The organism is Stutzerimonas sp. FeSN7 (genome assembly GCF_030263795.1).
GTDB lineage: Bacteria > Pseudomonadota > Gammaproteobacteria > Pseudomonadales > Pseudomonadaceae > Stutzerimonas > Stutzerimonas stutzeri.
In genome coordinates this window covers 3,464,244-3,481,353 of the sequence record NZ_JARPMN010000001.1, presented here as the reverse complement: position 1 = coordinate 3,481,353, position 17,110 = coordinate 3,464,244, and the positions used below count along the sequence as shown (strand labels likewise).

The following is a 17,110-nucleotide window of genomic DNA, read 5'->3' as shown; positions in this document are numbered from 1 at the left end:
CCATCGTCAAAAGGCCGATCAGCCCTTCTGGTTGGCGGCCTGCAGGGCGGTGAGGGCGATGGTGAAGACGATGTCGTCCACCAGGGCGCCGCGCGACAGGTCGTTCACCGGCTTAGCGAGGCCTTGCAGCATCGGACCGACGCTGAGGCAGTTGGCGTTGCGCTGAACGGCCTTGTAGGTGGTGTTACCGGTGTTCAGGTCAGGGAAGATGAACACCGTGGCCTGGCCGGCCACCTTGCTGTTGGGCGCCTTCTGCCGGCCGACGCTGAGCACGGAAGCGGCGTCGTACTGCAGGGGGCCGTCGATCGGCAGGTCCGGTGCACGCTCCTGGGCGATGCGGGTGGCTTCGGCGACCTTCTCGACTTCCGCACCGCTGCCGGAGCTGCCGGTGGAGTAGCTGATCATCGCCACGCGCGGATTGACGCCCAGGGCCACGGCGGACTCGGCGCTCTGCAGAGCGATCTCGGCCAGTTCGGTGGCGCTCGGGTTCGGGTTCACCGCGCAGTCGCCATAGACCAGCACCTGATCCGGCAGCAGCATGAAGAACACCGAAGACACCAGGCTGTAGCCCGGCGCGGTCTTGATCAGCTGCAGGGCCGGGCGAATGGTGTTGGCGGTGGTATGCACGGCACCGGAAACCAGGCCGTCCACTTCGTCCAGCGCCAGCATCATGGTGCCGAGGACCACGGTGTCCTTCAGCTGCTCGCGGGCATCGTCGGGCGTCAGGCCCTTGGCCTTGCGCATCTCGCACATCGGCTCGACGTAGCGGTTGGCGATGCTGTCCGGATCGAGGATTTCCAGGCTGGCCGGCAGGGTGATGCCCTGCTCGCGGGCGACCTGCTGGACTTCCTCCGGCTTGGCCAGCAGCACGCAGCGGGCAATGCCGCGCTCCTGGCAGATGGCGGCGGCGCGGATGGTGCGCGGCTCGTTGCCTTCCGGCAGGACGATGCGCTTGTTGGCGTCCTGCGCGCGCTTGACCAGCTGATAGCGGAACGCCGCCGGCGACATGCGCAGCTCGCCACGCGGCACGCTGCAGCGGGTGTGGAGAAATTCGGGGTGCAGGTGCTTGGCGATGAAGTCGGTCACGCGGGTGGCGCGTTCGATGTCGTCCGCCGGGGTTTCCTTGTTCAGGCCGAACAGGTTGTTGGCCGTGTCGTAGGAGTTGGTCTCGACGGTCATCACCGGCAGGCCGCCGTCCAGCGCGGCCTTGCACAGCTCGAGGATGCGCGGGTCCGGCGCGAAGTCGCTGCACAGCAGCAGTCCGGCGAGCTTCTCGCCATTGAGCGAGGCCAGGCTGGCGGCGAGGATGATGTCGTCGCGGTCGCCCGGGGTCACCACCAGCACGCCGGAGCGCAGCAGTTGCACGGTGTTGGGCACGGCGCGGGCGCAGAGCACGATCTTGTTCACGCGGCGCTGGTCGGCCTCGCCGGCGTTGAGCACCTGGGCGCCGAGCAGTTCGGCGATGTCACGGGTGCGCAGGGCGTTGAGTTCCTCGGAGAACGGGATGGCGCCGAGCAGCTGGAAGTCGGCGCTGCCCAGCAGCGGCAGGTGCTGCTTGAGGCTGTCGACGAAAGCGGGCAGGCCTTCCTCGGTCTTGACCTTGTTGAGGATCACGCCGAGCACCTTGGGATCCTTGGCGCCGCCGTACAGCTGGGCCTGAATCTCGATGCGCTCGGCCAGACGCTTGAGGCTGTCGCTGCCCTGGGCCGCGATGAGGATGACCTCGGCGTCCAGGCTCTTGGCGAGCTGGGTGTTGATGCGCTGGGTGTAGTTGGACTCGCGGGTCGGCACCATGCCTTCGACGATGACCACGTCCTTGCCCACAGCGACTTGCTGGAAGCGGCTGACCACGTCCTCGAGCAACAGGTCGATCTCGCCATCGGCGAGCTGGCGCTCCACCTGTTCCAGCGGCAGCGGTTCGGGAGAGGTCAGGTTCAGCGTGCGCTCGACGAGGATGCAGGAGCGCTCGCGGCCCTGGTCGACCGGGAAGGGTTGGGCGATCGGCTTGAAGAAACCGACCTTCAGCCCGGCGCTTTCCAGCGCGCGGATCAGGCCGAGGCTGATGGAATTGAGGCCGCCGCCGAAACCGGTAGGGGCAAGGAAGAGTGTGTGCATGGCATCTCCTAGTGGACAGGGTGCTCGGGTAACGGGTGCCGGGCGGCGGCTAGGCTAGGCGACTCGCCCGAGGGCGGAAACTGCCGGATTGCCGCGGCGCTCAAGAGCGGAAACCCGACGGCATGGCCTGTCGGGTTTCGCTATCGCTGCTTGCCTGTTTGCGCTCAGGCGTCCAGCAGGGCCAGCGTGTCGAGGGCGATCTGGCGCTCCTCGTTGGTCGGCACGACCATGACGCGCGGGCTGCCCTGAGCCTGGATTTCGCCGGCGACACCACGAGTGCAGCGGGCGTTGGCTTCGGCATCGAGCTTGAAGCCGAACAGCTTGAGGTGCTCCAGGGTGCGCTCGCGTACGGCCGAGGAGTTCTCGCCGATGCCGCCGGTGAAGACCAGACCGTCCAGCTGCGGCAGGGCGCAGGACATGGCGGCCAGCGACTTGGCCAGGCGATAGCAGAACACCTCGAAGGCCAGCACGGCGCCCGGATGCCCGGCCTGACGCGCTTCGGCCAGGGTGCGCATGTCGTTGGACAGACCGGACAGCCCCTTCAGGCCGCTCTCCTTGTTGAGCATGTTGTCGATCTTGGCGAGGTCCCAGCCCAGGGTCTTGTGCAGGAAGTTGTGCAGGCTCGGGTCGACATCGCCGCTGCGGGTGCCCATCACCAGGCCTTCGAGCGGGGTCAGGCCCATGCTGGTGTCGCGGCTTTCACCATTGACCACGGCACAGGTGGAGCAACCGTTGCCCAGGTGAGCGACCAGCCAGCTGCTGTTGTCCACCGGTACACCGGCCAGCTCGGCGGCGCGCTTGCTGACATAGCGATGGCTGGTGCCGTGGAAACCGTAGCGGCGCACGCCATGGTCCTTGTAGAGCACGTCCGGCACGGCGTAGCGGTAGGCGTGCTCGGGCATGGTCTGGTGGAAGGCGGTGTCGAAGACGCCGACCTGCGGCAGTTCCGGGAAGAGGTTGATGGCGGCGTGGATGCCGCTCAGGTTGGCCGGGTTGTGCAGCGGCGCCAGCTGGATGTTGGCTTCGATGCCGGCCAGGGTTTCGTCGTTGAGCAGCGTCGAGGCGAAGAACTTCTCGCCACCGTGCACCACGCGGTGGCCGATGCCGTCCAGATGGCCACCGGCGGCGTCTTCGACGCGCGGCAGGATCTGGGCCAGAGCAGCCTGATGATCGGCGTTGGGCACCTTGACGCTTTCCTTGCCAGCGGCGCTCTCGAAGTGGATGACGGCCTCCGGGCTGCCGATGCACTCGGCCAGGCCTTGTAGCGGGAAGGTCGCTTGCGCTTCGTTGACCAGGGCGAACTTGATCGACGAGCTGCCACAGTTAATCACCAGGATGTTACGAGCCGACATCGGTGCTCCTTGGATCTCTAATGTTATTGAAATGGGTGCCAAAGATACTTTTCGCGGATTCTTGCACATCGTCCATGAAAGCGATGCCATCCAAAGGTTGTAGTCCCACGTTCAATGGGACTACATCCTGGCCGCTGGCGACGGGCGGCGCGGGCCCGTTCATCCATGCCCGGTTCGCAATCGGCGCGGTGGATGGTTAAACTTCGATATCCATTCTCTCAAGCAAAGGTTCTGCCCCATGCTGATTGCCGCTAACAAGGCTGTCTCCATCGACTACACACTCACCAACGACGCCGGTGAGGTGATCGACAGCTCGGCCGGCGGCGCGCCGCTGGTCTATCTGCACGGCGCCGGCAACATCATCCCCGGCCTGGAAAAGGCCCTCGAGGGCAAGCAGGGCGGCGACCAGATCCAGGTTTCCATCGAGCCGCAGGACGCTTACGGCGAGTACAGCCCGGAACTGGTCGCTACGCTGAATCGCGCCATGTTCGAAGGCGTCGACGAACTCGAAGTCGGCATGCAGTTCCACGCCTCCGGTCCGGACGGCGGCATGCAGATCGTCACCATCCGTGACGTCGAAGGCGACGACGTGATCGTCGACGGCAACCACCCGCTGGCCGGCCAGCGCCTGAACTTCGACGTCAAGGTCGTCAGCGTGCGTGACGCCAGCGACGAAGAAGTGGCCCACGGCCATATCCATGGCGAGGGTGGTCACCACCACTGATCCGGCCGCCATAGCGGCGACCGCACACACGGCGGCAGGAACGGCTGCCGTGCCGATCGAAAAAGAGAGCGCTCCGGTCGTGTGCCGGGGCGTTTTTTTGTCAGGAGAGATGTCATGAGCGCATTCCATCAATTGGTGTTGCCAGGCCTGGGCGGCGAGGAATTGCCGCTGGCGCAGTTCGGCGATCGGATCACGCTGGTGGTCAATGTCGCCTCCCAGTGCGGACTGACGCCGCAGTACGCCGGCCTCGAGCGGTTGCAGCAGCAGTACGCCGCTCGAGGCTTCAGTGTGCTGGGTGTGCCATGCAATCAGTTCGCGGCGCAGGAGCCCGGCAGCGACGATGAGATCCGCTCGTTCTGCACGCTGAATTACGGCGTCAGCTTCCCCCTGAGTGGCAAGCTCGAAGTCAACGGACCGCAGCGTCATCCGCTGTATCGGCTGCTGGCGGGTGAGGGCGCCGATTTCCCCGGGGACATCAGCTGGAACTTCGAGAAGTTCCTCGTCGGCAAGGACGGTCGCGTCCTGGCGCGCTTCTCGCCGCGCACCGCGCCGGACGATCCTGCCTTGATCCAGGCGATCGAAAGCGCTCTGGCCTGATCCCGCCTCTCGCGACCGCAGCCGCGGTCGCGCTTCTTTTTCCCGCCTTGCGTGTTGTGCCATCGCTGCCATGGTTGCGGCTGGATAAGCGCCATGGATGATGCTGTGCCGGCGAGACGACCGGTCATATTCTCGGTGCATGAGCAATCCAGCACGCAACGACAAGCGCGACCTGATCCTGTCCAAAGGCGCCCAGGTGATGACCCGCCGCGGCTATCACGGGACCGGGGTGCAGGAAATCGTCCAGGCCGCAGGGATCCCCAAGGGCTCGTTCTATCACTACTTCGCCAGCAAGGAAGATTTCGCCCTGCAGGCGCTGGAGTACATCTATGCGCCGCGGCTGGAGCGCTATCGGCTGGCGTTGAGCAATGCCTCCTTGCCACCCGTGCAACGCATCCTGGATTACTACGCCGATCTCGTAGCGCACTTCGCCCGTCAGGAACGGCCGGAGTATCACTGCTTCATCGGTAGCCTGAGCTTCGAGATGGCGGAACTCTGTCCGCCGATCGCAACCCGGCTCAGCGAGATTCTGACGCGCTCCGTCGAGCTGCTCGCGCACTGCCTGGAGCAGGGGCGCAGCGCTGGTGCGCTTGCACCGGACAGCGACTGTCGGGCCGTTGCCGAGTTCATCAGCAACGCTTGGGAAGGCGCGCTGCTGCGCATGAAAGTGAGCGGCAGCGTCGCCCCGCTACAGGTTTTCCTCCAGCAGCTCGAGCGCCTGTTGGCGCCGGCTGCGCCTCGTTTGCCGAGCCACGAGCGCTCGGTTGCCTTGCCCAGATGAATAAAAAGGAGTCGCATCGATGACCGCTAGCGTACAAGCCCTGTTTGAGCCCTTCGAATTGGGCGCCCTTCGTTTGCCGACCCGTGTGGTCATGGCGCCGATGACCCGGTCGTTCTCGCCCAACGGCGTACCCACCGCCGATGTGGTGGAGTACTACCGTCGGCGTGCTGCTTCCGGGGTCGGGTTGATCATCACCGAGGGCACCACGGTCAATCACGCGGCATCCAACGGCTACCCGCATGTTCCGCGCTTCTATGGCGAGGATGCGTTGGCCGGCTGGAAGGCTGTCGTCGAGGCGGTGCATGGCGCTGGCGGCAAGATCGTCCCGCAGCTCTGGCACGTGGGCAACGTGCGTCGCAAGGGCACTGAGCCGGAGCCGGACGTGCCAGGTTACGGGCCGATGGAAAAGCAAAAGGACGGGCAGGTCGTCGTTCATGGCATGACCAAGCAGGACATTCAGGACGTGATCGAAGCCTTCGCCCAGGCTGCCCGCGACGCGCAGGCGATCGGCATGGACGGCGTGGAGATTCACGGTGCCCATGGCTATCTGATCGACCAGTTCTTCTGGGAAGGCAGCAACCAGCGCACCGACGAGTACGGCGGCAGCCTGGCCAACCGCTCGCGCTTCGCCATCGAGCTGGTGCAGGCCGTACGTGCGGCGGTCGGGCCTGACTTTCCGATCATCTTCCGCTTCTCGCAGTGGAAGCAGCAGGACTACACCGCACGGCTGGTGCAGTCGCCCGAAGCGCTCGGCGAGTTCCTTGCACCGCTGGCCGACGCCGGGGTGGACATCTTCCACTGTTCGACGCGTCGTTTCTGGGAACCGGAGTTCGAGGGCTCGGAACTCAACCTGGCCGGCTGGACCCGCCAGCTGACCGGCAAGCCGACCATCACCGTGGGCAGCGTCGGCCTGGACGGCGAATTCCTGCAGTTCATGGTCAAGACCGACAAGGTGGCGCAGCCGGCCAACATCGAAGGCCTGCTGGAGCGGCTGAACAAGGCCGAGTTCGATCTGGTGGCGGTGGGGCGTGCGCTGATCTGCGATCCGGAATGGGCGGTAAAGGTGCGCGAGGGGCGGATGGAGGAGATTCTGCCGTTCAGCCGCGAGGCGTTGAAGACGCTGGCGTGAATAAGCAGGCAGTCAGAGCCATCTGACTGCCGCTGCCCCCGCCGCGGCGGCGCTCCGGGCCGCCGCGCTATTTAGCCGCCGAACGAGACGCCAAGCGCCTATGCTGGCCGATCGAGCTGCCGATTCGGCCCGCCTTCCCGGACCCAGAACAACGTGGCTCCTGCGACCGCTGCCGGCATGATCAGCAGGTTCAGCACCGGTACCAGCAACGCCGCATAGGTCACCGCACCAAAGCTCAGGCTCTGCCAGCGACGCTGGCGCAGCCAGACCATCATGTCGGCCCAGCTCAGCTTGTTGTTGTCCGCGGGGTAATCGATGTACTGCACCGCCATCATCCACACGCCGAACAGCAGCCATAACGGTGCGGCTGCGAGGTTCAGCACCGGGATGAACGAGAGCACCAGCAGGGCGAGTGCACGCGGTGCGAAGTAGGCCAGCTTGCGCAATTCACGGCCGATGGTGCGGGGCAGCATGGCAAGCAGCTCGGCCCAACTGAAGGGCGGTGCGGCGTCTTCTCCGCGTACCACCACCTCGACCTTCTCTGAGAGAAAGCCGTTGAAGGGCGCGGCGATGATGTTGGCCAGCATGGTGAAGGTAAAGAACACCATCAGCACCACCAGCGCAACGAATAACGGCCAGAGCAGGTATTCGAGAAAGGCCAGCCAGCTCGGCAGGCTCGGCATGAAGGTGTCGACCCAACCGCTGAACTGGCCCACGGCCAGCCAGATCAGGCCGAAGAACAGCAGTACGTTCACGGTCAGGGGCAGGATCACGAACAGGCGCAGCCCCGGGCTAAGCACCAGGCGCAGACCTTCGCGCAGGTACTGCGGGCCGGAAAGAGCGGATACGGGCATGGCATCTCCTGTGAGGCATTGTCGTGACGGGAAGAGGGATAGCCCACGACTATGGGCGGGATGCGAAAGCTGAATTATCCGCCGCGCTGCGGCATGGGTAAGGTGGTGCCCATCGCTTTTCGGGTCATCCGCTCCTTAAGCCTTCCCCAAGTGCTTGGATGACCCTTTTTCTTCGGTCGAGCCGGGCGGGCCGGCTCTTGTCGCAACGCGGCTTACTTGCGGTGGAGTGGCTGACTGTCGAAGCGCACGCCCGGCAGTCCCGTCTCCATCAGCGCGCGGATGTTGCGATGGTCGCTGCCGTTCGGGTTGGCCAGCACCGCCTGGTAGTGTTCGCCGAACGCGAGCAGAGCCTCTTCCGTGCTGAAACCCTCCAGCAGGGCCAGGCCGAGCGTCTTGCAGGAGCCCTCGTTCTCGCCGGCGGCATTCTCCAGCGTGCCATTGACGAAACGGCTCGGCTGGTAGTCGTAGTTGCTGGCGATGAAGGCGAGGGTGTCACTGAACGCGTGGTTGCGGTTGCGCAGGCTCGCGCGGAAGTCCTTCAGGTCTATCATTATTTCTGTGCCTTGTCGAAAGCGGCCTGTTGCTCGGCGGTCGCTTCCTTCTGATAGCGTTTTTTCCATTCACTGTACGGCATGCCGTACACCTCTTCGCGCGCCTGGTCGATGGTCAGTTCGACCTCCAGGTCATCGGCGGCGGCCTTGTACCATTTCGACAGGCAGTTGCGGCAGAAACCGGCCAGATTCATCAGGTCGATATTCTGCGCATCAGGGCGGGTGCGCAGGTGCTGGACCAGGCGACGGAAGGCGGCGGCTTCCAGTTCAGTGCGTTCTTGGTCGTTCATCTCTCGGGTCTCGGCGTTGGCTGAGGTCGGCCGGATCATAACCTCGCCTCGTTGAGCGAACCAGCCTTGTTCCGCGTCAATCCCGATGGGCTGCCAGGGTGATCGATACCGACTCGGCGAAGCGCAGCGCATGAGGCTTGTCGACCTCCACTTCGGCATAGCGCACCTGCGGATACTGCATCACCAGATCGAGGATTTCCTGGGTCAGCCGTTCGAGCAGGGCGAAACGGTTGTCCTCGACATGCTGGATGATCGCCTTGGTGATGGTGCGGTAGTTCAGCGCCTGTTCGATGTCGTTCTCGCGCACCGCTTCGGCGGCCGGGTAGAGCATGGTCAGGTTGATCAGTACGTCCTGGCGATTGAGGATTTCCTCTTCCTTGATGCCGATGTAGGTGCGCAGCCGCAGGTCCTTGACGCGGATGCGCGCCATCGCGGGTTCCAGTCTGGGCATGTCGTCTCCTTGTCGTGTCAGATCAGATGGCGACCGCCGTTGACGGTCAGTGTGGTGCCGGTGACGTAGGGATTGTCGAGCAGATAGCGCAGGCTCTGGTAGATCACTTCGGCGCCGGGCTCGATACCCAGCGCCGACTTGGCCAATGCCTTGCGGCGATAGTCCTCGTCGTCGTCCGGGTTGAACTGGATCAGCGCCGGCGCAATGCCGTTGACCTTGATCTGCGGGGCCAGGCTGGCGGCGAAGGAAAGCGTCAGGCTGTCCAGGCCGGCCTTGCTCGCGGCGTAGGCGATGTGCTTCTTGCTGCCCTTGCGGGTGACATCGTCGCCGATGTGCACGATATCCGCCGGGCCGCCGTAGCGCAGCAAATCGGCACAGCGCAGGTTGATCAGGTAGGGCGCGAGCATGTGGATCTGAAACAGCTGGCGGAAGGCGTCGGCTTCCTGCCCGGGCGTATCGGCGCGCCATTGCGAGGCGTTGTGCACGATCGCCCGCAGGCTGCCGGTCAGTTGCCGGATGGCAGTGATGAAGGCATGAATGCCGGCTTCATCGCTGAAATCCGCCTGCACCACCTGCGCTCCGCGGGCACGCAGCCGCGCTACGCTGTCGCGCTCGCGACGGTAGCTGATGATGACCGGGTAACCGTCATCCAGCAGGCGTTCGGCGCAATGCAACCCGATCCGCTGGCTGGCTCCGGTGATGAGAATCGGGGCCTGATGCATGAGTATCCACTGCCGGAAGTGGGCGGACGTCCCGCAGGCGCGGGCCGTCGCTAATGGCGTGGCAGCTTACACCAGATCAGCCGGCAGCTCAGGTTGCAAATCGGGGTGCAGCCGCTGGTGCTGGCGATAGAGGAAGGAGCGGATGCGCTCGGCGTCCTTTTCCCGGGCGAACTCGACTTCATAGGCGGCTCGGCCGCCGTTCAGTTCGCGTACCCGGTGGGCGTCGATTTCCAGCGGCGTATCGTCAGGCAGGGCCAGGCGCAGATGGAAATGCTTGGGGGGCTTGCGATGCTTGCCGGCTTCTACCAGCAGGCCGTGGGGAGAGAGTTCATGCACGCTCAGCGGACTCTCGCCGCCGTCGCTCTCGAGTAACGGCAGCGGTTCGTCCAGATGCAACCGCCAGGCACGAGTCGTCGGGCCGCGCTCGTAGATGACCGGTGGCGCCAGTTGCAGATCGAGGCTGTGCAGCTCGTCTTCGCGCAGCTGCAGCGGGAAGGACATGCGGAAGTCCTCGAACTCGGCCTGCAGCGACAGGTTGGCGCGGGCGGCCAGTTGCATCAGCAGCTCGTTGGAACGTGCGCCGCCATCGATCCGGAAACCCGTGGAGCGCTCGTTGCCGCTGCCGCCGTTGCGCTGCATCAGCTGGCGGATGAAGGTCAGCTCGTCTTTGCTGAGTATGGTCTCTTCCGCCATTGCGGATACCCTCGGAAGGCGCCGGCCTTCCCTCGATCTGGCGTCGCGGTCGTGGCCGCTTTCGCCTGCGACCGGTATGGCCGCATTCATTGTGGCAATCGGGCCTTCGATCGCCTGTACGAAGTTTAGTTCCGTATCGCTGGTGCTTCCTGGTTGTGCGTCGCAGTGTGGAGATTGCGGCATAATGCGCGGCTTTGAATTGCCTCGGAGCGCAGCATGAAAGTCGCCATTCTTTCCGGAAGCGTCTACGGTACGGCCGAAGACGTAGCCCGCCATGCCGAACGCCAGTTGAAGGCCGCCGGCTTCGACGCCTGGCACGATCCCCGCGCCCAGCTGCAGCAGATTCTCGACTTTGCGCCCGATGCGCTGCTGGTCGTGACCTCCACCACCGGTATGGGCGAGCTGCCGGACAGCTTCATTCCCCTGTACACCGCCATTCGTGATCGGTTTCCGGCCTGGAGCGGCCTGCCTGGTGCCGTCATCGCGTTGGGCGACGCCAGTTACGGCGACACCTTCTGTGGCGGTGGTGAATTGATCCGCGAGCTGTACGCCGAACTGGGCGTGCGGGAAGTGGTGGAGATGCTGCGTCTCGATGCCAGTGAGACGGTCACCCCGGAAAGCGATGCCGAGCCCTGGCTGGAGGCATTCGCTGCAGCCCTGCGCGGCTGATCCTGGCTCGCCGGGCCAACGGCCTGGCTGCAAGGGCAACTGCCGCGCTGTCGGCGGCTGGCTAGAATCGATGGCACCTTCACGACAATAACAAGAGGTGCCCTCGATGACTGCGCTGCATACCCTGCCTTCGCTTCAGCCTCAGGTCAGCCCCGCCGAATGGCAGGCGCGGGTGGACCTCGCCGCCTGCTACCGACTGGTGGCGCTGCACGGCTGGGATGACCTCATCTTCACCCATATCTCGGCGAAGATTCCCGAAACCGAGCATTTCCTGATCAATCCGTACGGGTTGATGTTCCATGAAATCACCGCCTCGAGCCTGGTCAAGGTCGACCTGGCCGGCAACAAGGTGATGGACACCCCCTACGAGATCAATCCCGCCGGCTACACCATCCACAGCGCGGTGCATGAGGTTCGCCACGACGTCGCCTGCGTCATGCATACCCATACCGCCGCTGGGGTCGCCGTGTCGGCGCAGCGTCAGGGGTTGCTGCCCATCAGCCAGCAGTCGCTGTTCGTCCTGGCCAGCCTGTCGACGCACGGTTATGAGGGGGTCGCACTGAACCGCGAGGAAAAGGCGCGACTGCAAGCCGACCTGGGCGAGGCCGGCTTCATGCTGTTGCACAACCACGGCCTGATGACCTGCGGCGGCAGCATCGCCGACACCTTTCTGATGATGTTCATCTTCCAGCGCGCCTGCGAAATCCAGGTCATGGCACAGGCCGGTGGCAGCGAACTGATCGCCATTCCGGAACAGATCCTGGCCGGCGCCAAGGCCATGGCCGCCGGGGTGACCCGAACCCGCTCGGGCATGGGTGGCGCGCTGGCCTGGCCGGCCCTGCTGCGCAAGCTGGATGTGCAAAGCCCCGGTTACGATGCCTGAGGCACAAGCGCCTCAGGCCGTTCTGGCGAATTGCTGAAGCGCTGGATAGAAGTCGCGGAAATCCTGGAGCAGCGGTTCGTACAGCTGCTCCAGCTCCGCCAGCCCGCCGGCCAGGCCATCCGGTCGGCTCAGGCGCCGGCTCATGTTGGCCAGCACCCGTTCCAGTACCTCGAATTCGCGATAACTGCCCAGCCAGTCGTGCGCGGCCATGTGCGGCGCGATCACCGCAAGCTTGCCTGGCAGCTCGGGTTCGGCAGCCAGTACGCCGTAGACGCGCTGGGTAAAGCGCTCGAGGGGCTCGCTCGAATAGTCCGCCCAGTTGGCCGCCAGGCAGTGATCGAAGAACAGGTCTATCAGAATGCCGGCATAGCGGCGTCGTTCGCTGGGGAAGCGGCTTTTGGCCTGCAGAACCAGCGGATGACTGTCTGTGAAGGCGTCGATCTGGCGATGCAGGCGGATGCCGGCTTCGATCTCGGCCGGCCAGCGACCCTGTAGCGGCCCCTTGACGAAGTCGCCGTAGAGGCTGCCGAGCAGGTCGCCCGGCTGCGGGCCGCCGAGGTGAAGGTGTGCGAGATAGTTCATGGGCGAAGCTTAGCGCAGCTACCGTGTCCTGGGACGCCTCAGGCTGCCTCGCGCAGCTGCCCGCGCGACTCGGGCCTCAGCGCGTCGGCGATCGCTTGCTGCGCGGCGGTGGCGATGGCCTTGCGGTCGAGCGTGCGCGTATCGATCGGCGGCAGCAGGCGGATTTCCACGTCACAGCTATCGCTCGTCAGCAGGCGATGTAGATGGTCGGGCAACTCATCGTCGCCGATGAAGGGTGCGACGGTGTCCCGTTCGCCGTTGCGTCGATAACGGATGGCGACCGGCTGCACCGCGCGCCCTGCATCGATGGCGCAGGCGAAGAGCCGAGAATGGAAGGTGCGCACCTCCTTGCCATCGGTCGAGGTGCCTTCGGGGAAGATCAGCAGATGGCGCCCCTGGAGCAGGTGCGTGGTCAGTTGCCGATTGACCAACGCCGCGTCGCCGCTTCCACGGCGAATGAACAGCGTGCCGGCCGCCTGGGCGAGCCAACCCAGCGCGGGCCAGGCGCGGACCTCGGCTTTGGCCAGGAAGGACAGCGGCGCGAGCATCCCCAGCAGCGGGATATCGCACCAGGAGACATGATTGGCCACCCACAGCATCGGCTGCGCCGGCAGCTCGCCCGTGACGCGTACGCGAAAGGGCAGAGTGGCCGCCAGTCGGGCGAGAAACCACCGGGTCAGCTGCTGCTTGCGCAGGGCCGAGACGGGCACCGCGCCGCGTTCGGCAAGCCCCAGAGCGGCCGCCACGATCAGGCCGCTCAGCACCACCCCGGCAACCCGCAGCAGACGCCAGTACAGGCGCATGCGCGGCATCTACACCGCTGCCTTGAAATGGCGTGCGTAGCGCGGACAGAGCTCTTCGCGCTTGAGCAGGATGAACACGTCGGCCACCTGGAATTCAGGATCCCAGCAGGGCTCGCCGCAGATCTTCGCGCCAAGGCGCATGTAGGCCTTGAGCAGCGGCGGCAGCTGGGCGGTGACGTTCTCCGGCAGCTCCTGTGCGGGTAGCGGCGTACGCGGCTCGGCGTGCAGCAGCTCGGTGCTGAGGTGGCTGTCGCGCAGCCGCTGCATGATGGCGTGGGCCTGGATACCGCCGTCGCGCATGGGGATGCTGGCGCAGCCCATCAGGTAGCGGTAACCGCCCCGATTGAGTTCCTCGGCCAGTTCGCTCCAGAGCACGGCGATGGTTGCGCCGTTGCGATAGGCCGGCGCCACGCAGGTGCGGCCGATTTCCAGTACTGGCTCGTCCAGCTGCGCCAGGCCATGCAGGGCGAACTCGCCTTCGCTGTAGAAGCGTCCCAGCCGGCGCGCGGTAAGGTGATCCAGCAGGCGAGTGGTGGCGACCAGTTCGCCGCTGGCCAGGTCACGCACGCCGATATGCCGGCAGTGGCTATCGAAATCGTCCATGTCCAGGCCCAGTTCGGCGCCCTGCAGCCGAGCTTCGAACTCGCTGCTGAATACGCGGTAGCGCAGGGCCTGGGCTTCGCGCAGGGCCTCTGCGCCTTGCAGGCGTTCGGCTTGAAGCTGGCGTGTGCTGCGGTCGACGATGGCATTCATTGCTCTGTCTCCTTGTCCGCCGTGGCAGTGGCGGGTTGGCGATGCATCGCGAGCGTCTGGTTGTTATCGTTGGGCTCGCCTGGTCTGGCTGGATCAGGCTAGGGACCAGGCATGTCGCCGCTGTGACGAACGGATGATGGTTGGATGACGGCGTGAAACCTTGGAGATGAGCATGTCTTGGGCGGGATTGATCGGGCCGCTGCAGCCCATCGCGGCAAGCGCCGGGCTACGTGGCTGGTATGAAGCGCTGTGCGGCGCGGCTGGCGACGCAGATTCGCTGGGGCTGGCGGTACTCGGCGGGCGTTTGGCGGCGACGCCGGGGCTGGCCTTTTTCGCCGGTTATCAGGCGGCGCTACGGGCGCTGTGGCCCAACGCGCCGGCAGGGCTGGGAGCGCTGTGCGCCACCGAGCGACGCACATTGCGGCCGGCGGACATGTCCACGCGCTGGGACGGCGTTCACCTGAGCGGCAGCAAGGACTTCGTCACGGCCGGCGATGCGGTGCAGTGGTTGCTGGTGTCGGCCCGTGAGGAGAGCGTCGACGAGGCACCATGCCTCGGTCTGTTCTTCGTCGAACCAGCCGCTGCGGGCGTGGTGCTGAAGCAGGGGCCGAGCCTGCCGATCGTGCCTGACATCCCGCACGCCCGCCTGCAGCTCGATGGTGCGCCGGCAACGCGGCTGGCTGGTGATGGCTGGAGCGACTACGTCAAACCCTTCCGTACCCATGAGGATCTGCACGTGCTGGCAGCGCTGAGCGCCTGGCTTTATGGCATGGGGCTGCGCGAGCGGTGGTCGCTCGGCCTGCAGCTTCGTCTGTTAGCGATTCTCGGCGGCGCAGCGGAAGTGGTCCGCTTGCCGGCTAAAGAGCCCGCCACGCATCTGTTGCTGGCTGCACAGCTCGAGCAGTTCGCTGCGCTGCAACCCGATTTGGATTCGGTCATGGCGCATGCGGGAGGGCATTGCGCCGCGCTGTGGCAACGCGATCGAGCTGTCCTGACGCTTGCACGCGGTGCCCAGGCACGACGCCTGGAACAGGCCTGTAGCGCGCTCGGGCTGGGGTAAGTCCAGTTCGGGAACTCTGCCCGCTCGGTGCGAGCCTATAGGAGTCACCGCATTGCGCCGGCGTCGGTCATGCCGGCCATTGCCTTGCCGAGACGGGCGGGTAAGCTACCGCGCTGCGTCCGTCTTGCGCGGATCGTTGTAGCACTTCCGTTTTGCTTCGGGATGCCCGCCGGAAAAAGGGATTTCATGTCGTATCGTTGTTGGTCTGCCAAGTCGTTTCGCTGGACTGCTGGCGCGTTCAGCCCGGGTGTTCCCAGGTGATGCTGGCTGGTGCGGTATTCCCCTGGCGCAGCGACAACCGCTTCCGTCTGCTGGTCGACGGGCCGCAGTTCTTTCCCGCCATGATCGAAGCGATCGAGCGCGCCGAGCGGCGCATAGATCTCGAGCTCTATCTGGTGGAGGACGGCTATTGTCTGGAGCGCATGCTCGAGCCGCTGCTGCGCGCGGCGGAGCGGGGCGTACGTGTGCGCTGCCTGTTCGACGGCTTCGGTTGCCTGAAGATGAGCCAGGCCAATCGCGATAGGATGACCGCGGCCGGAGTCGAGCTGCGGCTGTACAACCCGCTGTCGCTGCGCCTGAAGCTGCGCAATCTGCACCGCGATCATCGCAAGCTGTTGCTGGTGGACGGCTGCGTCGGCTTCGTCGGCGGCACCGGCATCACCGATGATTTCTGGAACCCGCGCAAGCCTGCGGTGCACTGGCACGAGGTGATGGTCGAGATGTTCGGCCCGCTGTTGCAGGACTGGCAGGCGCTGTTCGACAGCCAATGGGTGCACTGCCTGAAGCGACGGATCTGGCAATTGCCGCTGCCGAGCCGGGCACCGCGCATCCCGCATGTGCCTGAAGGGCTGGGCCTGGGCCGCGTCGCCTATGCCGCGGCGCGTCAACACCGCGATATCCTGCTCAGCCTGCTGCGCAACCTGCGCCGCGCGCAGAATCGTATCTGGCTGGCGACGCCCTATTTCCTGCCCACCGGTAAGGTACGCCGTGCGCTGATCCGCGCGGCACGCCGTGGCGTCGACGTGCGTCTGCTGCTCACCAGTCGCAACACCGACCACCCGCCGGTTCGCTATGCCGGCCAGCGCTTCTACCCGCGTCTGCTGCGTGCCGGCGTGCGGATCTACGAATATCAGCCACACTTCTCGCACCTGAAAATGGTGCTGGTCGATGACTGGGTCAGCGTCGGCTCGTGCAACTTCGACTACTGGAATCTGCGCTGGAATCTGGAGGCCAATCTCGAAGCCATCGATGCCGCCTTCAGTGCGCAGGTCCAGCAGAGTTTCGAGCGTGACTTCCAGCACAGCAGGGAGATCGACCTGGCCGGCTGGTACGCCAGGCCGCTGCACGTGCGGCTCTATCAGCGCATGTGGGGCGCAATGGACCGCCTGCTGGTGAACATTTTCAACCGCAATGGCTGAGGCCGTTGCGTACCGGAGCGATGCTCCAAACCCGCGCGAAAGAGGACGATGCAATGGCAGCAAAGAACATTTTGATGCTGGTGGGTGATTACGCCGAGGATTACGAAACCATGGTGCCGTTCCAGGCACTGCAGATGGTCGGCCATCGCGTGCATGCGGTGTGCCCGGACAAGAAGGCCGGGGATACCGTACGCACCGCGATCCATGATTTCGAGGGCGACCAGACCTACAGTGAGAAGCCGGGCCACAACTTTGCGCTGAACTTCGATTTCACCGCGGTGCGTGCCGAGGACTACGACGCCCTGGTGATCCCCGGCGGCCGTGCGCCGGAGTATCTGCGCCTGAACGAGCAGGTGCTGGCGCTGGTGCGGGCCTTCGACGAAGCCGGCAAGCCGATCGCCGCCGTCTGTCATGGCGCACAGCTGCTGGCCGCTGCCGGTGTGTTGAAGGGCCGCGCGTGCAGCGCCTACCCAGCCTGCGCACCGGAGGTGAAGCTGGCCGGCGGCGACTACGTCGATATCCCGGTGGACCAGGCGCACACCGAAGGCAATCTGGTCAGCGCCCCGGCCTGGCCGGCGCATCCGGCCTGGCTGGCCGGCTTTCTCAAGCTGCTCGGCACCGAGATAAAGCTGTAGGATGCGTGGCGTGCCGTCCCGCATTTGCCGGCGGCACGCATGTCGACC

At 65.2% G+C, this 17,110-nt stretch carries 20 protein-coding genes; 9 read left to right on the top strand and 11 right to left on the bottom strand.

The window, feature by feature from the left end:
• Positions 1–18 precede the first annotated feature (18 nt).
• Together pta and P5703_RS16565 are read right to left on the bottom strand one after the other, a co-directional pair.
• Positions 19–2,115: a phosphate acetyltransferase gene (pta, locus tag P5703_RS16570; RefSeq protein WP_011912309.1), complete on the bottom strand. Its 2,097-nt coding sequence runs from the start codon at positions 2,113–2,115 to the stop codon at positions 19–21.
• Positions 2,116–2,279: 164 nt separating this feature from the next.
• Positions 2,280–3,467, bottom strand: a complete 1,188-nt coding sequence (locus P5703_RS16565) for an acetate kinase (RefSeq protein ID WP_011912310.1) — start codon at positions 3,465–3,467, stop codon at positions 2,280–2,282.
• A 238-nt stretch (positions 3,468–3,705) separates the two neighbouring features.
• Between P5703_RS16565 and P5703_RS16560 the strand changes: the two genes are divergently transcribed.
• The 4 genes from P5703_RS16560 to P5703_RS16545 all read left to right on the top strand — a co-directional run bounded on the left by P5703_RS16560 (position 3,706) and on the right by P5703_RS16545 (position 6,698).
• Complete coding sequence (locus tag P5703_RS16560; RefSeq protein ID WP_011912311.1) at positions 3,706–4,191, top strand: FKBP-type peptidyl-prolyl cis-trans isomerase; 486 nt, start codon at positions 3,706–3,708, stop codon at positions 4,189–4,191.
• A gap of 114 nt (positions 4,192–4,305) precedes the next feature.
• Positions 4,306–4,788, top strand: a complete 483-nt coding sequence (locus P5703_RS16555; RefSeq protein ID WP_011912312.1) for a glutathione peroxidase — start codon at positions 4,306–4,308, stop codon at positions 4,786–4,788.
• A gap of 139 nt (positions 4,789–4,927) precedes the next feature.
• Complete coding sequence (locus P5703_RS16550) at positions 4,928–5,569, top strand: TetR/AcrR family transcriptional regulator (RefSeq protein WP_014595996.1); 642 nt, start codon at positions 4,928–4,930, stop codon at positions 5,567–5,569.
• Positions 5,570–5,588: 19 nt separating this feature from the next.
• Positions 5,589–6,698, top strand: a complete 1,110-nt coding sequence (locus tag P5703_RS16545; protein WP_045631913.1) for an NADH:flavin oxidoreductase — start codon at positions 5,589–5,591, stop codon at positions 6,696–6,698.
• 98 nt (positions 6,699–6,796) lie between these two features.
• Here the strand turns inward: P5703_RS16545 and cysZ are convergent, their stop codons facing one another.
• The 6 genes from cysZ to P5703_RS16515 all read right to left on the bottom strand — a co-directional run bounded on the left by cysZ (position 6,797) and on the right by P5703_RS16515 (position 10,259).
• Positions 6,797–7,552 (bottom strand): sulfate transporter CysZ, encoded by a 756-nt coding sequence (cysZ, locus tag P5703_RS16540; RefSeq protein WP_013982000.1) that lies wholly within the window; start codon positions 7,550–7,552, stop codon positions 6,797–6,799.
• Positions 7,553–7,764: 212 nt separating this feature from the next.
• Positions 7,765–8,103 carry a HopJ type III effector protein gene (locus P5703_RS16535; RefSeq protein WP_265661482.1) on the bottom strand — a complete coding sequence of 113 codons (339 nt, stop codon included), beginning with the start codon at positions 8,101–8,103 and terminating at the stop codon, positions 7,765–7,767.
• Positions 8,103–8,393 (bottom strand): DUF1244 domain-containing protein, encoded by a 291-nt coding sequence (locus tag P5703_RS16530; RefSeq protein ID WP_020306433.1) that lies wholly within the window; start codon positions 8,391–8,393, stop codon positions 8,103–8,105. The genes P5703_RS16535 and P5703_RS16530 overlap by 1 nt, the downstream gene beginning before the upstream one ends.
• Positions 8,394–8,469: 76 nt before the next feature.
• Positions 8,470–8,844 (bottom strand): dihydroneopterin triphosphate 2'-epimerase, encoded by a 375-nt coding sequence (gene folX / locus P5703_RS16525; RefSeq protein ID WP_011912318.1) that lies wholly within the window; start codon positions 8,842–8,844, stop codon positions 8,470–8,472.
• A 17-nt stretch (positions 8,845–8,861) separates the two neighbouring features.
• Positions 8,862–9,566: a dihydromonapterin reductase gene (gene folM / locus P5703_RS16520; protein ID WP_011912319.1), complete on the bottom strand. Its 705-nt coding sequence runs from the start codon at positions 9,564–9,566 to the stop codon at positions 8,862–8,864.
• Between the two features lie 66 nt (positions 9,567–9,632).
• Positions 9,633–10,259, bottom strand: a complete 627-nt coding sequence (locus P5703_RS16515) for a PilZ domain-containing protein (protein ID WP_011912320.1) — start codon at positions 10,257–10,259, stop codon at positions 9,633–9,635.
• 216 nt (positions 10,260–10,475) lie between these two features.
• Here P5703_RS16515 and P5703_RS16510 point away from each other — a divergent pair, with 216 nt between their 5' ends.
• Positions 10,476–10,928 carry a flavodoxin gene (locus P5703_RS16510; protein ID WP_011912321.1) on the top strand — a complete coding sequence of 151 codons (453 nt, stop codon included), beginning with the start codon at positions 10,476–10,478 and terminating at the stop codon, positions 10,926–10,928.
• A 106-nt stretch (positions 10,929–11,034) separates the two neighbouring features.
• On the top strand, positions 11,035–11,811 hold the full coding sequence (locus P5703_RS16505) for a class II aldolase/adducin family protein (RefSeq protein WP_200630995.1): 777 nt from the start codon (positions 11,035–11,037) through the stop codon (positions 11,809–11,811).
• Positions 11,812–11,823: 12 nt separating this feature from the next.
• On the opposite strand, the gene P5703_RS16500 is transcribed toward P5703_RS16505, so the two are convergent.
• From P5703_RS16500 to olsB, 3 genes are read right to left on the bottom strand one after another with little or no spacing between them, the layout of a single operon-like run.
• Positions 11,824–12,393, bottom strand: coding sequence for an acyl carrier protein phosphodiesterase (locus tag P5703_RS16500; RefSeq protein ID WP_013982003.1), 570 nt, complete (start codon positions 12,391–12,393; stop codon positions 11,824–11,826).
• Positions 12,394–12,431: 38 nt separating this feature from the next.
• Positions 12,432–13,205, bottom strand: coding sequence for a lysophospholipid acyltransferase family protein (locus P5703_RS16495; protein WP_200630997.1), 774 nt, complete (start codon positions 13,203–13,205; stop codon positions 12,432–12,434).
• Complete coding sequence (gene olsB / locus P5703_RS16490; protein ID WP_279642062.1) at positions 13,206–13,949, bottom strand: L-ornithine N(alpha)-acyltransferase; 744 nt, start codon at positions 13,947–13,949, stop codon at positions 13,206–13,208.
• A gap of 166 nt (positions 13,950–14,115) precedes the next feature.
• Between olsB and P5703_RS16485 the strand changes: the two genes are divergently transcribed.
• The 3 genes from P5703_RS16485 to P5703_RS16475 all read left to right on the top strand — a co-directional run bounded on the left by P5703_RS16485 (position 14,116) and on the right by P5703_RS16475 (position 17,062).
• Complete coding sequence (locus tag P5703_RS16485; protein ID WP_037004507.1) at positions 14,116–15,009, top strand: acyl-CoA dehydrogenase middle domain-containing protein; 894 nt, start codon at positions 14,116–14,118, stop codon at positions 15,007–15,009.
• 260 nt (positions 15,010–15,269) lie between these two features.
• Positions 15,270–16,427 carry a phospholipase D-like domain-containing protein gene (locus P5703_RS16480; protein ID WP_041755405.1) on the top strand — a complete coding sequence of 386 codons (1,158 nt, stop codon included), beginning with the start codon at positions 15,270–15,272 and terminating at the stop codon, positions 16,425–16,427.
• 53 nt (positions 16,428–16,480) lie between these two features.
• The gene (locus P5703_RS16475; RefSeq protein WP_014596005.1) at positions 16,481–17,062 is read left to right on the top strand and encodes a DJ-1/PfpI family protein; all 582 of its coding nucleotides are present in this window, start codon (positions 16,481–16,483) and stop codon (positions 17,060–17,062) included.
• Positions 17,063–17,110: the final 48 nt, after the last annotated feature.

Coding starts and splice junctions, on each gene's coding strand:
- folM (WP_011912319.1), bottom strand. CDS start 9,566: ATGCATCAGGCCCCGATTCTCATCACCGGAGCCAGCCAGCGGATCGGG.
- P5703_RS16555 (WP_011912312.1), top strand. CDS start 4,306: ATGAGCGCATTCCATCAATTGGTGTTGCCAGGCCTGGGCGGCGAGGAA.
- P5703_RS16545 (WP_045631913.1), top strand. CDS start 5,589: ATGACCGCTAGCGTACAAGCCCTGTTTGAGCCCTTCGAATTGGGCGCC.
- P5703_RS16515 (WP_011912320.1), bottom strand. CDS start 10,259: ATGGCGGAAGAGACCATACTCAGCAAAGACGAGCTGACCTTCATCCGC.
- P5703_RS16505 (WP_200630995.1), top strand. CDS start 11,035: ATGACTGCGCTGCATACCCTGCCTTCGCTTCAGCCTCAGGTCAGCCCC.
- pta (WP_011912309.1), bottom strand. CDS start 2,115: ATGCACACACTCTTCCTTGCCCCTACCGGTTTCGGCGGCGGCCTCAAT.
- P5703_RS16495 (WP_200630997.1), bottom strand. CDS start 13,205: ATGCCGCGCATGCGCCTGTACTGGCGTCTGCTGCGGGTTGCCGGGGTG.
- P5703_RS16510 (WP_011912321.1), top strand. CDS start 10,476: ATGAAAGTCGCCATTCTTTCCGGAAGCGTCTACGGTACGGCCGAAGAC.
- P5703_RS16500 (WP_013982003.1), bottom strand. CDS start 12,393: ATGAACTATCTCGCACACCTTCACCTCGGCGGCCCGCAGCCGGGCGAC.
- cysZ (WP_013982000.1), bottom strand. CDS start 7,552: ATGCCCGTATCCGCTCTTTCCGGCCCGCAGTACCTGCGCGAAGGTCTG.
- P5703_RS16550 (WP_014595996.1), top strand. CDS start 4,928: ATGAGCAATCCAGCACGCAACGACAAGCGCGACCTGATCCTGTCCAAA.
- P5703_RS16535 (WP_265661482.1), bottom strand. CDS start 8,103: ATGATAGACCTGAAGGACTTCCGCGCGAGCCTGCGCAACCGCAACCAC.
- P5703_RS16485 (WP_037004507.1), top strand. CDS start 14,116: ATGAGCATGTCTTGGGCGGGATTGATCGGGCCGCTGCAGCCCATCGCG.
- P5703_RS16530 (WP_020306433.1), bottom strand. CDS start 8,393: ATGAACGACCAAGAACGCACTGAACTGGAAGCCGCCGCCTTCCGTCGC.
- P5703_RS16475 (WP_014596005.1), top strand. CDS start 16,481: ATGGCAGCAAAGAACATTTTGATGCTGGTGGGTGATTACGCCGAGGAT.
- folX (WP_011912318.1), bottom strand. CDS start 8,844: ATGCCCAGACTGGAACCCGCGATGGCGCGCATCCGCGTCAAGGACCTG.
- P5703_RS16565 (WP_011912310.1), bottom strand. CDS start 3,467: ATGTCGGCTCGTAACATCCTGGTGATTAACTGTGGCAGCTCGTCGATC.
- P5703_RS16560 (WP_011912311.1), top strand. CDS start 3,706: ATGCTGATTGCCGCTAACAAGGCTGTCTCCATCGACTACACACTCACC.
- P5703_RS16480 (WP_041755405.1), top strand. CDS start 15,270: ATGCTGGCTGGTGCGGTATTCCCCTGGCGCAGCGACAACCGCTTCCGT.
- olsB (WP_279642062.1), bottom strand. CDS start 13,949: ATGAATGCCATCGTCGACCGCAGCACACGCCAGCTTCAAGCCGAACGC.